The sequence below is a fragment of the Actinoallomurus rhizosphaericola genome, from assembly GCF_024055675.1.
Taxonomy (GTDB): domain Bacteria; phylum Actinomycetota; class Actinomycetes; order Streptosporangiales; family Streptosporangiaceae; genus Actinoallomurus; species Actinoallomurus soli.
Genome location: NZ_JAMXMW010000021.1, coordinates 83,615 through 98,239 on the forward strand (window position 1 = coordinate 83,615; position 14,625 = coordinate 98,239).

15 protein-coding genes are annotated in these 14,625 nt (G+C 72.5%); 6 read left to right on the top strand and 9 right to left on the bottom strand.

What is annotated here, in order from left to right:
* Nucleotides 1–454: 454 nt before the first annotated feature.
* Nucleotides 455–925: a carboxymuconolactone decarboxylase family protein gene (locus tag NE234_RS35685; RefSeq protein ID WP_252785355.1), complete on the bottom strand. Its 471-nt coding sequence runs from the start codon at nt 923–925 to the stop codon at nt 455–457.
* 147 nt (nt 926–1,072) lie between these two features.
* Complete coding sequence (locus NE234_RS35690; RefSeq protein WP_252785356.1) at nt 1,073–1,411, bottom strand: MerR family DNA-binding transcriptional regulator; 339 nt, start codon at nt 1,409–1,411, stop codon at nt 1,073–1,075.
* A gap of 110 nt (nt 1,412–1,521) precedes the next feature.
* On the opposite strand from NE234_RS35690, the gene ahcY (NE234_RS35695) reads away from it, so the two are divergent.
* Genes ahcY (NE234_RS35695) through NE234_RS35710 form a run of 4 tightly spaced genes read left to right on the top strand, consistent with a single transcriptional unit; the run spans nt 1,522 to nt 5,242 of the window.
* On the top strand, nt 1,522–2,949 hold the full coding sequence (ahcY, locus tag NE234_RS35695) for an adenosylhomocysteinase (protein WP_252785357.1): 1,428 nt from the start codon (nt 1,522–1,524) through the stop codon (nt 2,947–2,949).
* A 13-nt stretch (nt 2,950–2,962) separates the two neighbouring features.
* Nucleotides 2,963–4,216, top strand: coding sequence for an adenosylhomocysteinase (gene ahcY, locus NE234_RS35700; protein ID WP_252785358.1), 1,254 nt, complete (start codon nt 2,963–2,965; stop codon nt 4,214–4,216).
* Between the two features lie 10 nt (nt 4,217–4,226).
* Nucleotides 4,227–4,787 carry a hypothetical protein gene (locus NE234_RS35705; RefSeq protein WP_252785359.1) on the top strand — a complete coding sequence of 187 codons (561 nt, stop codon included), beginning with the start codon at nt 4,227–4,229 and terminating at the stop codon, nt 4,785–4,787.
* Nucleotides 4,788–4,831: 44 nt separating this feature from the next.
* On the top strand, nt 4,832–5,242 hold the full coding sequence (locus NE234_RS35710) for a hypothetical protein (RefSeq protein WP_252785360.1): 411 nt from the start codon (nt 4,832–4,834) through the stop codon (nt 5,240–5,242).
* A gap of 51 nt (nt 5,243–5,293) precedes the next feature.
* On the opposite strand, the gene NE234_RS35715 is transcribed toward NE234_RS35710, so the two are convergent.
* Nucleotides 5,294–6,262 carry an RDD family protein gene (locus tag NE234_RS35715; protein WP_252785361.1) on the bottom strand — a complete coding sequence of 323 codons (969 nt, stop codon included), beginning with the start codon at nt 6,260–6,262 and terminating at the stop codon, nt 5,294–5,296.
* Nucleotides 6,263–6,329: 67 nt separating this feature from the next.
* Between NE234_RS35715 and NE234_RS35720 the strand changes: the two genes are divergently transcribed.
* Nucleotides 6,330–7,328 (top strand): stage II sporulation protein M, encoded by a 999-nt coding sequence (locus tag NE234_RS35720; RefSeq protein WP_252785362.1) that lies wholly within the window; start codon nt 6,330–6,332, stop codon nt 7,326–7,328.
* A 140-nt stretch (nt 7,329–7,468) separates the two neighbouring features.
* Nucleotides 7,469–8,239, top strand: coding sequence for a GNAT family N-acetyltransferase (locus NE234_RS35725; RefSeq protein ID WP_252785363.1), 771 nt, complete (start codon nt 7,469–7,471; stop codon nt 8,237–8,239).
* 57 nt (nt 8,240–8,296) lie between these two features.
* On the opposite strand, the gene NE234_RS35730 is transcribed toward NE234_RS35725, so the two are convergent.
* The 6 genes from NE234_RS35730 to NE234_RS35755 form a co-directional block, all read right to left on the bottom strand.
* Complete coding sequence (locus tag NE234_RS35730; RefSeq protein WP_252785364.1) at nt 8,297–8,863, bottom strand: Uma2 family endonuclease; 567 nt, start codon at nt 8,861–8,863, stop codon at nt 8,297–8,299.
* 84 nt (nt 8,864–8,947) lie between these two features.
* Nucleotides 8,948–10,240, bottom strand: coding sequence for a DUF58 domain-containing protein (locus tag NE234_RS35735; protein WP_252785365.1), 1,293 nt, complete (start codon nt 10,238–10,240; stop codon nt 8,948–8,950).
* 13 nt (nt 10,241–10,253) lie between these two features.
* A complete protein-coding gene (locus NE234_RS35740; RefSeq protein WP_252785366.1) occupies nt 10,254–11,231 on the bottom strand; it encodes an AAA family ATPase in 978 nt (325 codons plus the stop codon).
* On the bottom strand, nt 11,228–12,418 hold the full coding sequence (locus NE234_RS35745; protein WP_252785367.1) for a DUF4350 domain-containing protein: 1,191 nt from the start codon (nt 12,416–12,418) through the stop codon (nt 11,228–11,230). Before NE234_RS35745 ends, NE234_RS35740 begins: the two co-directional genes overlap by 4 nt.
* Nucleotides 12,419–12,550: 132 nt before the next feature.
* The gene (locus NE234_RS35750) at nt 12,551–13,204 is read right to left on the bottom strand and encodes a DUF4129 domain-containing protein (protein ID WP_252785368.1); all 654 of its coding nucleotides are present in this window, start codon (nt 13,202–13,204) and stop codon (nt 12,551–12,553) included.
* Nucleotides 13,201–14,349 (bottom strand): hypothetical protein, encoded by a 1,149-nt coding sequence (locus NE234_RS35755; RefSeq protein WP_252785369.1) that lies wholly within the window; start codon nt 14,347–14,349, stop codon nt 13,201–13,203. Before NE234_RS35755 ends, NE234_RS35750 begins: the two co-directional genes overlap by 4 nt.
* Between the last annotated feature and the right edge of the window lie 276 nt (nt 14,350–14,625).

Sequence of the window (14,625 nt, forward strand, 5' to 3'; positions counted from 1 at the left end):
TCTTTACTATCGCCTGCCGGCGGGGGTGTTCGCCTCACCGTACGGGGCGATTCCCTCTCGGCCGTGAGTGCCCCGATGTCCACCTCTGGGACGATCCGGGTCCATCCTTGCGGGGGACGACCGGCCGCGATCCGCGGCGTACCTTTGCATTGTGACGGGGCGCCGGCGTCCTCGCACTAGGGGGTCCGAGGTCGCCGGCGCCCGGGTCGTGTCATCTGGATCTCGGGGGTTCGGGTGGCGCGGCCGACGTCCCTCGCCGAGGTGGCCGCAGTCCGTCCGGGTCTCCCGCGGGTGTGTCCCGTGGACGGCCGGTCGGGGCGACCATGGGCTGGGGAATGCCCCGATCCGGCCTCCTCGGCGGGGGCTGCACGCGATGGCCCGCCGTTTCACGCCGGCGGACGCGCCGGCGGCGGGCCCGTGCGGTGATTCCGCGCGGGCCGCCGCGGACCGATGATCATCCCCACTGGCCGGGCTGGTAGTCGCCCGCGGGCTGCTGGGTGATGGCGTTCATGCGGTTGTAGGTGTTGATGAGGGCGATGAGGGACACCAGCGCGGCGAGCTGCTCCTCGTCGTAGTGCTTGGCGGCGTTCGCCCAGGCCTCGTCGGTGACGCCACCGGCGTCGGCGAGGCGGGTGCCCTGCTCGGTGAGTTCCAGGGCGGCCCGCTCGGCCTCGGTGAAGACCTTGGCCTCCCTCCAGGCCGCGAGCAGGTTGAGGCGCAGCGCGGTCTCCCCGGCGTGCGCGGCGTCCTTGGTGTGCATGTCGAGGCAGAGCGAGCAGCCGTTGATCTGACTCGCGCGGATCTTCACCAGCTCCTGCGTCGTGGCGGGCAGGCTCGAGTCGGTCACGACCTTGCCGGCGGAGTTGATGTACTTCGCGAACTTCCCCGCGACCGGGTTGCCGTAGTAGTTCAACCGGGCTTCCATGGGATTCTCCTCGTCGTCTGCGTGCTGACACCCCTCTGACGACGCGGCCCGGCGAGATGTGACATCGGCGCGGCGGGGATGTCCACGGCCGGCCGCGGCGGATGCCGGAGGATCTCCACGGCCGGTCACAGCGGAGACCGGGGATCTCTACGGCCGGCCGCGCAGGAGGCGCAGGGCCTTCTCCTTCTCGAAGTCCAGGGCGCGCGCCGGAGGCGCCGACAGCCGGCCGACCCGCTCGCCCAGCTCCCGTACGTCCGCGCGCACCTCCGGGTCGGCCAGCACGCGCAGTCCGAACGCCAGCTCCGCCGGGCTGATGTCGTACCTGCGCTCCAGCGCCAGCGCGAGGGCCACGGCGCGCAGCTCGGCCTCGCCGAAGCGGCGATGGCCCTGCCGCTCGCGGGTCGGCGGGAGGAGGCCGAGGCTCTCGCGATAGCGGAGCATGCGGGGGGATGTGCCGAGTCGCCGGGCGGCCTCCGTGATACGCATGAGGCCTATTCTGACAAATCAGTGTCAGATACGGCGCCCGGCTCGTGCGATCCCCGAGTCGCCCCGCCTAGACTCGCTGACGACACCGAATCCCAGGGAGCAAACGAACCATGGACTACAAGGTCGCCGACCTGTCGCTGGCGGCGTTCGGCCGCAAGGAGATCCAGCTCGCCGAGCACGAGATGCCGGGTCTCATGGCCGTACGCGAGGAGTACGCCAAGGACCAGCCGCTGCGCGGCGCGAAGATCATGGGCTCGCTGCACATGACCATCCAGACCGCCGTGCTGATCGAGACGCTGGTCGCGCTCGGCGCCGAGGTCCGCTGGGTGAGCTGCAACATCTTCTCCACCCAGGACCACGCCGCCGCCGCAGTCGTCGTCGGCCCGAACGGCACCCCGGAGAACCCGCAGGGCGTCCCGGTGTTCGCCTGGAAGGGCGAGACGCTGGAGGAGTACTGGTGGTGCACCGAGCAGGCGCTCACCTGGCCCGGTGGTGACGGACCGAACATGATCCTCGACGACGGCGGCGACGCCACGCTCCTCGTCCACAAGGGCGCCGAGTACGAGAAGGCCGGCGCCGTGCCCTCCGCCGCCGCGGACGACTCGGAGGAGTGGAAGGTCATCCTCGACCTGCTCCACCGCACCGTCGACGGCTCCGGCCGGTGGACCGCGATCGCCGAGCGCATCAAGGGCGTGACCGAGGAGACCACCACCGGCGTGCACCGCCTCTACGAGATGCACAAGAACGGCGCGCTGCTCTTCCCGGCGATCAACGTCAACGACTCGGTCACCAAGTCCAAGTTCGACAACAAGTACGGCTGCCGCCACAGCGTCATCGACGGCCTGAACCGCGCCACCGACGTGCTGATCGGCGGCAAGGTCGCCGTCGTCTGCGGCTACGGCGACGTCGGCAAGGGCTGCGCCGACGCGCTGCGCGGCCAGGGCGCCCGCGTCATCGTCACCGAGATCGACCCGATCTGCGCGCTGCAGGCCGCGATGGACGGCTTCCAGGTCACCACGCTCGAGGACGTCGTCGACATCGCCGACATCTTCGTCACGACGACCGGCAACTTCAACATCATCCGCGCCGACCACATGGAGCGGATGAAGCACCAGGCGATCGTCTCCAACATCGGCCACTTCGACAACGAGATCGACATGGCCGGCCTGGCGAAGATCCCCGGCATCGTGAAGGAGGAGGTCAAGCCGCAGGTCCACACCTGGACCTTCCCCGACGGCCACTCCATCATCGTGCTCGCCGAGGGCCGGCTGATGAACCTCGGCTGCGCCACCGGCCACCCGAGCTTCGTGATGTCCAACTCCTTCACCAACCAGGTGATCGCGCAGATCGAGCTGTTCACCCGCACGGAGAACTACCCGATCGGCGTGTACACCCTGCCCAAGCACCTCGACGAGAAGGTCGCCCGCCTGCACCTGGACGCGCTCGGCGTCAAGCTGACCAAGCTCACCAAGGAGCAGGCCGCCTACATCGGCGTCGACGTCGAGGGCCCCTACAAGTCGGACCACTACCGCTACTGAGGTCTGCCTCGTCGTGACGTACGACATCACGGACCCCGGGCTCGCCGAGTCCGGGGTCCGGCGCATCGAGTGGGCCGACCGGTCCATGCCCGTGCTGCGGCGCATCCGTGAGCGCTTCGCCGCCGACCGCCCCCTGGACGGCCTGCGCGTCGCGGCGTGCATGCACGTCACCACGGAGACCGCCAACCTGATCCGTACGCTCCAGGCCGGCGGCGCGCAGGTCGCCCTCGCCGCGTCGAACCCGCTGTCCACCCAGGACGACACCGCCGCCGCGCTCGTCCACGAGTACGGCGCGGCGGTGTTCGCCCGGCAGGGGGTCGACCGCGACGGGTACTACCGGCACATCCACCAGGCGCTCGAGATCGCCCCGGACCTCGTCCTCGACGACGGCTGCGACCTGGTCAACATCCTGCACACCGAGCGTCTCGACCTGCTCGACGGCGTGCGCGGCGGCTGCGAGGAGACCACGACGGGCGTCATCCGCCTGCACCAGATGGCCCGCGAGGGCGCGCTGCGCTTCCCGATGGTCGCGGTCAACGACACCGACACCAAGCACATGTTCGACAACCGGTACGGCACCGGCCAGTCGACCCTCGACGGCATCGTCCGCGCCACCAACACGCTGCTGGCCGGCAAGACCATCGTCATCGCCGGGTTCGGCTACTGCGGCCGGGGCCTGGCCGAACGCGCCCGCGGCATGGGCGGCCGCGTCGTCGTCACCGAGATCGACCCGGTCAAGGCCCTCGACGCGGTCCTGCAGGGCTACCGCGTCCTGCCGATGGCCCAGGCCGCCGAGCACGGCGACGTCTTCATCACCGTCACCGGCAACCGGGACGTCATCCGCGCCGAGCACCTCGCCCGGATGAAGGACGGTGCGATCCTCGCCAACTCCGGCCACTTCGACGTGGAGATCGACGTACGGGCGCTGGCCGACCTGGCCGTGGAGGTCCACCGCGACGTGCGCCCGCAGGCAGACGAGTACGTCCTCGCCGACGGCCGCAGGCTCGTCCTGCTCGCCGAGGGCCGCCTGGTCAACCTCGCCGCCGCCGAGGGCCACCCGGCGGCCGTCATGGACATGTCCTTCGCCGACCAGGCCCTCACCTGCGAGTGGCTCGTCGGCCAGGAACTGACGCCCGGCGTCTACGACGTCCCGAAGGAGATCGACACCGAGGTCGCCGGCCTCAAGCTCGCCTCCATGGACGTCGGGATCGACGCGCTCACGCCGGGCCAGGAGGAGTACCTGTCCTCCTGGCGCCAGGGCTCATAGATTCGGGACCATGCCGCACGGTACGTACGTTCACGAGCCCGGTGTCGAGGAACGGTTCGCCTGCGACCTGGACGGCGGTGGCTGGCGCTACTCCGCCGAGCGGTCCGACGGCGGCACGATCGAGCTGGTCGCCGACAGCCGGTGGCGGCCCGCCCGGCTCCAGGTGACCGCGGGGGAGCAGGTCCTGCGGGGCGGCGCCGTCGGGGCCGAGCTGCTGTGGGTGACCGCCGGCCGGGAGCACGCCGCGCGGGCCGCCGGCTTCCTCGGCGAGTCCCCGGGCCTGCTGGTCGCCGTGGCCCGGTCGCTGCGCCTCGCGGAGGGGGAGCGCGTCGACGTGCGCGTCCTGCTCGTCACCGCTCCTTCGCTCGCGGTCCGTACCGTCCCGCAGCGCTGGGCCCTCGCCGAGACCGCCTGGCACGACGCCGACGGGGAGCGCGTCCCGGTCGAGCGCTACGAGATCACCGACCTGGAGACCGGCGAGGTCTCGGAGTTCCACCTGGCCGGAGACGTGGTCGTGGCTGCTCCCGGTATCGAACTGGTCAACCTTGAGAATCCCCCGAATTTTTCCTAGGAATCTCTGACAACCTCGGGGTCATGTGCGGTGTCATACGGATCATGATGCGTGTGTTCGTGGGCGCCGGTGTGGTGGGGCTTCTCAGTGGCGGGCTGGTCGTGGCGGCCGGGGGTTCGGCCATGGCCAAGTCCGATCTCGACCTCAGGGCCGCGCGCAATGTGATCCAACGAGGTCAGACCGTGCACCTGGCGGGATTCGCCGGGGATGACGCGGGGCTGCGCGAGAGCCGGTTCTGCCTGCAGGTGCGGGACGCCGGGCACTGGAGCCAGGTGGGCGAGTGCGTGACGCCGTACCGCGTCGACGGCTGGACCGCCGACTTCGGCTTCAGCACCCGGCTGCTCTCGCGCGGCAAGTACTCCTTCCGCGCCGTCGGGATGAGCGTGCGCCACAAGAAGCACAAGGCGCACGAGATCTACGGGCCGTCCCCGACGGTCCGCGTCACCGTGCGCTGAACCGTCCCCCTCCGCGGGCTGCTCGCGCCGGCGCCGGTCGCGGCGCTCGCGTCAGCCCGCGGGCGGAATGAACCGCGGCGGGTTCGCGGTGCCCGGAGCGCCGCCGAGCCACTCCGGGACGGGCACGGGACCGCCGCCGTACGCCGGGGGGACCGGCGGCGGGCCGCCCACCGGGACGAAGGCGGGGCCGCCGGGCCATCCCGCGCCGGGCGGAACGCTCACCGCGAGCGGCAGCCCGCGCCGGGCGATCGCGGCCCGCCGGGCGGCGCGCTCGGCGAGCCGGCGCTCCTCGCGGTGCCGTCGCTCGGCCAGCACGGCCGACAGGTAGATCTCCGGCCGGAACCCCATCGGCGGCGGCGGGCTGACGTACGTCAGCACCTCGTCCATGAGCCGCCGTCCCATCTCGTCCCGGACCAGCGGCGCGAACTCCCAGAACCGCGTGAGGTACTGCCGCGCCGCCAGGGCGGTGGTGTCCGGCAGCCGGGACAGCTCCAGGGACGCCGCCCAGGGCGCGAGCTGCGGCGGCATGATCGCCACCGGGCCGAGCATCACGCTCACCGGAACCCGGTCCTGGATGACGATCGTGCCCGCGAAGATGTCGCCGAGCCGCTTTCCGCGCCGGCTCAGCAGCGACGCGATCAGCGCCGGAGAGCCGGCCAGCATCCAGAACTCGACGAACCCGCCCAGCGCCCGCACCAGGGCCTGCCGGAACCGCTCCGGTCCGCCGTCGTCTGCGACCACCCGCAGTCCGAGGGCGAGTTTGCCGAGCGTACGGCCACGGGTGAGCGTCTCGATGATCGTCGGATAGCCCACCAGCACGCCGACGAGCGCGAGGATCGTCAGTCCGGCCGTGACCGCGGTGTCCGACACGTGCGCGGACAGGCTGATGAAGATCATGCAGAAGTAGAGCACCATCAGCTGCAGCATCACGTCGATGAACAGGGCCAGCGCGCGGCTGGCCAGCCGCGCGACCCGGATGTCGAGTGCGACGGCCTCACCGGTGACGAGTTCGACGGGCACGCTGCCCCTTCCGGTCGCGGATCCGTTCGAGCCTGGAGATTCCCACTGAACGGTAGTCTGCCGGGTTGTGGACGTCGACGCCTTCGTGGCCGCGCACAACGCCGAGTGGCTGCGACTCGAGCAGCTCGTCAACCGCGGCACGCGCAAGCTGAGCGGCGCGGAGATCGACGAACTGGTCGAGCTCTACCAGCGGGCGGCCACCCACCTGTCGGTGGTGCGCTCCAGCTCCCCGGAGCCCGCACTGGTCGGCCGCCTGTCCGGGCTGGTCGCCCGGGGCCGGGCCGCGGTGACCGGCGCGCAGGCCCCCATGTGGCGGGACGCCGCCCGCTTCCTCACCGTGGCGTTCCCGGTGACCGCCTACCGTATGCGCTGGTGGTGGCTGGGGTCGGCGCTGCTGTCCAACCTCGTCTCCCTGATCCTCGCGGTGTGGATCGCGCGCAACCCGCAGGTGCAGACCTCGCTGCTGTCCCCCGACCAGATCAAGCAGCTCGTCGACCACGACTTCGCCAACTACTACACCGAGCACGCCGCCGGGGCGTTCGCGTTCCACGTGTGGATCAACAACGTCTGGGTCTCCGCGGAGACCCTGATCTTCGGCATCCTGCTCGGCATCCCGACGATCCTCGCCCTGTTCGCCAACCAGCTGAATCTCGGCGTCTCCGCCGGCCTGATGTTCGCCCACGGCAAGGGCGCGATCTTCTTCGGCCTCATCCTGCCGCACGGTCTGCTGGAGCTGACGGCGGTGTACCTCGCGTCGGCGGCGGGCCTGCGGCTCGGCTGGACGGTCATCGACCCGGGCCCGCGCCGGAGGGGGCAGGCGCTCGCCGAGGAGGGCCGGGCCGCGATGAGCATCGCGATCGGCCTGATCGGCGTGCTCGCCGTCTCCGGCGCCATCGAGGGCTTCGTCACCGGCCACGTCCACGTCACGTGGCTGCGCATCGCCATCGGCGTCATCGCCGAGACGGCCTTCCTGTCGTACGTCATCGTGTTCGGCCGCCGCGCAGCCAGGGAGGGCGAGACCGGCGACGCCGAGCTCGTCCCCGACACCGCCCCCGTCGCCGCCTGACCGAACCGCCCGGGGCCCTCTGCCGAGGGTTCTCGTCGTGTACGCCACGAGAACCCTCGGCCGTGATGTACGGCCCTGGCCGCGCCGAGCGCGGAAAAGCGGTCGCAGCGTGGAGGCACGAGGCATTACTCTCCAGCCGGATGACTGAGGATCTTCTGGCCGCCTACGACGAGCATCTGCGCGGGGTGGGCGTTCCCGCTCGAGGCGCGTGGATCGAGCGGGACGGTCCGCTGCTGCGGGTCGTCGGAGAGCAACGCGGATTCGTCACCGGCCCACGCGACCTGTCCGGCCACGACGTCGACGCTCTCATCGCCGCGCAGGTCGCCTTCTTCGGCGCCCGTGGCGAGGCGGTGGAGTGGAAGACCCGCGGCCACGACCTCCCCGGCGACCTGCCCGACCGGCTGCGCGCGGCGGGATTCGTCGCCGAGCCCACCGAGACGGTCGTGATCGGCCGCGTCACCGACCTGCCGGCCGCGGCTCCCGTCTCCGACGACGTGGTGATCCGCCGGGTCGGCGGCGAGGCGATCCCCGCGATCGTGGCGATGGAGTCACAGGTGTGGGGGCGCGACTGCGGCTTCATCGGTGAGCACCTGGCCGGGAGGCTGGCCGCGGCCCCCGACCGGTTGGCGATCTTCACGGCGGAGACCGGCGGCCAGGTCGTCGCGGCCGCCTGGGTGGCGCTCCGCGAGGACGGGGTCTTCGCGTCCCTGTGGGGCGGGTCGACGCTGGAGGCGTGGCGGGGCCGCGGCATCTACCGGACGCTCGTGGCCGTCCGGGCGCGCGTGGCCGCCGAGCACGGCTACCGGTACCTGCAGGTCGACGCCTCCGACGACAGCCGCCCCATCCTGGAGCGCCTCGGCTTCAGCCCCGTCACCACGACGACCCCCTACGTCTGGTCGCCGCCGGCCTGAGCGTCCCCGCCGAGGATTCCGGTCGTGTGAGCGACCAGAACCCTCGGCGACGATGGATCAGCTCAACGCGTCGAGGTCGATGGCGACAGGGAAAGGCTGATCGGTCTTCAGGACACCGGTGTGGGCGCCGGAAGAGGCGTAGCTCCTCGTCGTCGCATTCAGGATGTGGGTATAAGTGATCAAACCAGAATTCTGCTGCTCGACGCGCCAATAATGCGGAATGCCTACTGTGGCATATTCGGCTGGTTTGTCCAGGCGGTCGGCGCTGATGCTGCCCTTGCTCATGATTTCGACCGCCAGCAGAACCTGATGCGGGCGGACCGGGAGCACGTCCGGGTCACCGTCGAACACCAGGACATCCGGCCGGCGGTTGTGCAGCGGGACGTCCGCGAGCCGGAGGTCGACGTCCGTGGTCACCTGCCAGGGAGCCGGTGCGGACGCCTCCAGCGCGTTGGCGAACAGGCGCGCGATCCGATCGTGCCGCGGGGTCGCGGAGGGCGACACGATGATGCTCCCGTCAACGATCTCAATACGCCGGCAGATCTCTTCCGGCATCCGATCGTATTCCTCCGCGGTGACGCCTTCCTCCGGAAGGCTCAACATCCATTCCGGCAAAGCCGTCATAATGGCCCTCCTGGTGCCAGGGGTCGCTCTCCCTGCTTCTCACATCTTAGAAGTACCGCCGTTGACGGGGCGATCCTTCTGTCGTCAGAGGCGGCCGGCGGCCTTGAGGGAGAGGTACGCGTCGGCGAGGGCGGGGGCGATCTCGTCCGGAGGTGCGTCGACGACCTCGACGCCGTACTTGCGGAGTTCGACGGTGACACGGCGGCGGTCGGCGCGAGCGCGCTCGGCGGCGGCGGCGTCGTACAGGGCCGCCGCGTCGCCGCGGGCCGCCGCCATCTCGGTCACCCGCGGATCGCTCACCGCCGCGACGACGACGAGGTGCTTGGCGGTCAGCTGGGGGAGGAGCGGCAGCAGGCCCTCCTCGACCGCGGTCGTGTTGAGGTCGGTCAGCAGCACCACCAGGCACCGCTGCCGGACCCGGGACAGCAGCGTCGAGACCATGCCCGCCGCGTCCGCCTCGATCAGCTCCGGCTCCAGCGGCGCCATCGCCCGCACCATAGCGGTCAGCACCTCGGTACGGGAGACGCCCTCGACGCGGGCGCGGACCCGCCGGTCGTAGGCGAGCAGGTCGACGCGGTCGCCGGCACGGGAGGCCAGCGCGCCCAGCAGCAGCGCGGCGTCCATCGAGCAGTCCAGGCGCGGGATGTCGCCGACGCGCCCGGCGGCCGTACGGCCGGTGTCGAGCACGAGGTAGATCCGCCGGTCGCGCTCGGGCCGCCAGGTGCGGACGACGACGTCGCTGCGGCGCGCGGTCGCCCGCCAGTCGATCGAGCGGACGTCGTCGCCGTCGACGTACTCCCGCAGCGAGTCGAACTCGGTGCCCTGGCCGCGGATCAGCGCGACGTGCTGGCCGGTGAGCTCGCGCAGGCGCGCGAGCTTGGCGGGCAGGTGACGCCGGGACGGGAAGGCGGGCAGGACCCGTACGGTCCAGGGCGCGGCGCGGTTCAGCTGGCGGGCCGCGAGCCCCAGCGGGCCGTACGAGCGCACGGTGACCGCCACGGCCGCACGGTCGCCCCGGCGGGTGGGCACGAGGCGGGTCTCGACGCGGCGCCGCTCGCCGGGCGGGATCGTCACGGTGACCGTACGGGGCGACGATCCCGCGCTCGGCGGCCACGCGTCCCGCAGCCGGGCCCGCAGCCGCCGGGGGCCGGGATTCTCGACGATCAGGGCCACGGTGGCCTCCTCGCCGAGACGGACGTTCGTGTCACCGGAGCGGTGCAGGCGAAGCCGCCGCACGTTGCCCGCGAGCACGAGGTCGGCCACGACGAGCGCGACGATCACACCGTCGACGGCCAGCAGCGTCCACCAGCTGGGGACGATCACGAGGACCACCGCGCCGAGGACGGCCAGCAGCCCCGTACGGCCGGTCAGCGCCATGCCCGGCCCCCGCTCACCGGGGAGCGGGGACGGTGGTGAGGATGCCCTCGAGCACGCCGTCCGTGGTCGCGCCCTCCAGCTCCGCCTCGGGCCGCAGCTGCACGCGGTGCCGCAGCGTCGGCCGGGCGAGCGCCTTCACGTCGTCGGGCCGTACGTAGTCGCGGCCGGACAGCCACGCCCACGCCCGGGCCGTCGCCAGCAGCGCCGTGGCGCCGCGCGGCGACACGCCCAGCTGCAGCGACGGCGACTGCCGGGTGGCGCGGCACAGGTCGACGATGTAGCCGCTGACCTTCGGGTCCACGTGGACGCGGCGCACGGCCTCCCGGCCGGCGGCCAGGTCCTCCGGGCCGGCGACGGGGGTGACGCCGGCCGCGCCGAGGTCCCGCGGATCGAACCCGGACGCGTGGCGCTGCAGCACCGCGATCTCGTCCTCGCGGGAGGGCACCGGAACGTTCAGCTTGACCAGGAAACGGTCGAGCTGGGCCTCCGGCAGCGGGTACGTGCCCTCGTACTCGACGGGGTTCTGGGTGGCGCAGACGACGAACGGGTCGGGCAGCGGCCGGGCCTCGCCCTCGACCGAGACCTGCCGCTCCTCCATCGACTCCAGCAGGGACGCCTGGGTCTTGGGCGGCGTGCGGTTGATCTCGTCGGCGAGCAGGAGGTTCGTGAAGACCGGCCCCTCCCGGAACTCGAACTCCGACGTGCGGTTGTCGTAGATCAGGGAGCCGGTGACGTCACCCGGCATGAGGTCGGGGGTGAACTGCACGCGCTTGAAATCGAGTTTCAGCGCCTGGGCGAGAGTGCGGATCAGGAGCGTCTTGGCGACGCCCGGAACGCCCTCGAGCAGCACGTGGCCCCGGCACAGCAGGGCGATGACCAGGCCGGTCACGACGGAGTCCTGGCCGACGACCGCCTTGGCGACCTCGCCGCGCAGTGCGGTCAGCGCCGTACGGGCGTCCTCACCCTGGATGTCGTGTGGAGTTTCCGTCAAGAGTTGCGAACCAACCTTTCCAGGTCGTCGAGGACGCCCGCGAGGCTCACGAGCCCGGCGTCGTCCATTGGGGGAGGACCGTACAGGGCGGCGCCGACCACGGCCTGCTCCCGGCCGGTGTGCGCCGCGACCGCGGCGACGATCTCGGCGGCCATCGCGGGGTCGGAGGCCGCGCTGCGCGGCATGCCGAGCAGCGCGGTGAGCCGTTCGAGCGCGCCGGCGCGCAGCGCCTCCGCGGCCCGGTCGGCGGCCCGGCGGGAGCGGTACAGCCGGGCCCGGCCCTCGACGGCCTCCGCGGAGCGGACGACGACCGGGAGCGGCTCGACCACGACCGGGCCGAGGCGCCGGGACCGCCACAGCGCGACCAGGACCACGGCGATCACGATCTGCAGCACGGCGAGTTTGACGCCGAATGGGAGGAGCTCGGCGAACGACTTGTGCCCCCCGCTGCCCGGCGCGGGCAGGTCCGGCATCAGCCAGACGACGCCGGCCCGTCCCTCGATGAGGTTCATGGCCAGCGCGGCGTTGCCGTGCTCGGCGAGATGCTCGTTCATGAGCGCGCGGGACGAGCCGAGGACGGTGACCGTCGCGCCGCCGACCGGCAGCTGGACCAGCCCCGCGTCACCGAGGCCGTCGAAGTAGCACCGGGTGGCCTCGCCGGGCGCCTTGTAGGTGGTCGCGCCGAGGAAGTCGGCGTCGCCGGCGTAGGCCGCCGCCGGCAGGGTGCAGCCGGGCTCGGGAGTGCCCCACGCGGACCCCGCGGCCTCCACGCCCGGGGCGAGCGCGGTCAGCGTCTCGCTGGACGGGGCGACGAGGAGCCGGTCGCCGGGCGCGCCCCGCAGCGCGGTCAGGTCGGCGGCCACGAGGCGCTCGGAGCGGACGACGACGAGGACGGAGCCGGGCTGGGCGCGCAGGCGGTCGGCGGCGTCGGCGGCCCTGTGCACGACGGTCACGGGCGTGCCGTGCCGCCGCGTGATCTCCGCCAGGGCACGGGCGCCCTGCTGCCCGGGCGAGTCCGGGTCGAGGGTCTCCGAGCCGGTGCGCGGGCGCATCAGGGCGAGCAGCACGCCGAGGACGAGCAGGGCGAGCACCGCGACGAGGATGCCGCGGGACCGCCGCCAGCGCCGCCGCGCGACCTGCCCGGCGGTGGCCGGCTCACCGACCGGCGGAGCCTGCAGGGCGGTCATGAGACCTCCTTCGTCGGCCTCATGACCAAGGTGCTGTGCTCACCGATTCCCTCGCTTCGCTCGGTCATGAGACCTCCTTCGTCGGCCTCATGACCAAGGTGCTGTGCTTATCGATTCCCTCGCTTCGCTCGGTCATGAGACGCCTCCGAGCGGGACCGGCCGGGCGGCGCGCAACCGGTCGTCGAGGTCGACGAGCGCCCGGTAGCCGTCGGCGTCGCCCTGCCGCCCGCCGTACCAGACGTCGTCGAACAGCCGTACGCCCGACGCGAGGGCGTCGGCGTGGTCGGGCAGCGCCGTCCCCGCCTCGGTCGCCAGCTCGTCGGCGGTACGGCCGGGCCGGGGCGGGACGATGGCCCGCTCCTCCAGGTCGCGTGCGATGGCGCGGAGGCGCTCGCGGATGGCCTCGGGCCACTGGCCGGCGGCGGCGTGGCGTTCGGCCGTGGCGCGGTGGTCCTCGGCGGTGGTGACCGCCTCGCCGAGGAGGGCGCCGGGCGCGGCGGCGTTGCGGCGCACGCTGCCGATCCGCCACCAGACGGCGCCGACCACGACGGCCAGGATGACGAGCAGGACGACGATGCCGAGCCAGCCGCCGCCGGCGCCGCCTCCGACGTCGGTGAACCGGTGGTAGAGGGCGTTGAGCCAGTCCGAGATCTTGTTCAGGATGCGCTCGAAGAACGAGGGGTCGTCCTGGTGGTAGATCGGCTTGCCCAGCTCGCGGCGGGCCAGCTCGCGCGCGGGGTCGCGGGCGATCGGCGGACCGCCTCCGTACCGGATCATCGGCGTCATCGGTGCCATCCCGGGGGCGGCGGCGGTGGGGGCGGTGGCGGAGGAGCCACGAACGACGGGCGCGGCGTCTTCGGCTGGCGACCGGACCCGGCGGCCGTGAGCGGGCCGGGCGACCAGGCGGCGAGCGGGTCGTCCGCGGGCTCGAGCTGCAGCTCCAGGTCGAACGCCTCACGCCGCATCCGGCGGTCGGCGTAGATCAGGATGATCACTCCGGCGTTGAACGGGTTGACGAGCGTGCCGGCGATGACGCGACCCACTCCGCCGACCGCGATGACGGCCACGAGCAGCCAGCCGTGCGGGTTCTTGTCGAAGGCGAGGATGATCTGCTGGGCGACCGCGAACGGCACCGGCAGCACCAGGAACTCGACGAACACGGTGATGATCAGCGCCAGGGTGAGCACGCCCATCACCCGCCACCAGCGGCCCCGTACGACCTCGGCCGAGCGGCGGAGCGCGGCCCGGACGCCCCGGCGTTCGAGGACGGCGATGGGGGTGGCGAAGGCGAACCAGACGTAGCCCACCACCATCAGCCCCACCGACAGCGGGACGCCGAGGACGGCGGTGAGGGCCTGAACGCCGGTGGGGGCGTGGACGAGCAGCGACGCGACGAGCGGGGCGAGGGGGAGCGCGACGGCGAGCAGCACGATCACGAGGACGGCCGTGGCGGCGCCGGCGAGGCGGCCCTTCACGGGGCGCGCGTCGCGGCAGGCCTGCCCGAACGAGGTGCCGTGGCCGAGCAGCGTGCGGCCCATGACCGGGGCGAGGAGCCCGCTGAGCAGGAGCACGACGTACGCGGTGAGGAACAGCCCGACGAGGGAGGTCATGGACGCCGGCCCGAGGACGCCGGTCAGGTCCGCGGGGCTCTCGATGTGGATCCGGCCGCCGAGCGCGATGACCTGCACGACCGTGACGATCACCTGGACGATCGACGTGAGGATCGCCGACAGGCCGAGCGCGGCGCGCGGGCTTCGGCGGACGTAGGTGATCGCTCCGTCGAGGAGCTCGGAGACGCCGAGCGGCCGCAGCGGGATCTCGGTCACCGGCGAGTCGTCCACGGCGGGAGGCGCCGCCGGCGGGGGGACGGCCGCTTCGGCGGTCTCGGGCATGCCGGAGCCCGGCGCCGCCCAACCCGGTGCGTCGGTCATCGCCTGCTCCCGCCCGCCGATTACCCGGCCAATCCTGCCATGCGGAGAGAGCCCCGGTGATCGGTCGCCACGGTCGCCCGGACCCGCCCGCCGTCGGTGCGATCCTCTCCCGCCGCCCGGTCGCCGTCGGTGCGGCCCGCTTCCCCGCCGCCCGGTCGCCGTCGGTGCGGCCCGCTTCCCCGCCGCCCGGTCGCCGTCGGTGCGGCCCGCTTCCCCGCCGCCCGGTCTCCGTGGTTGGGCCGGAGCCGTTCCGCCGTCCGGTGGCCGGGGTCGGTC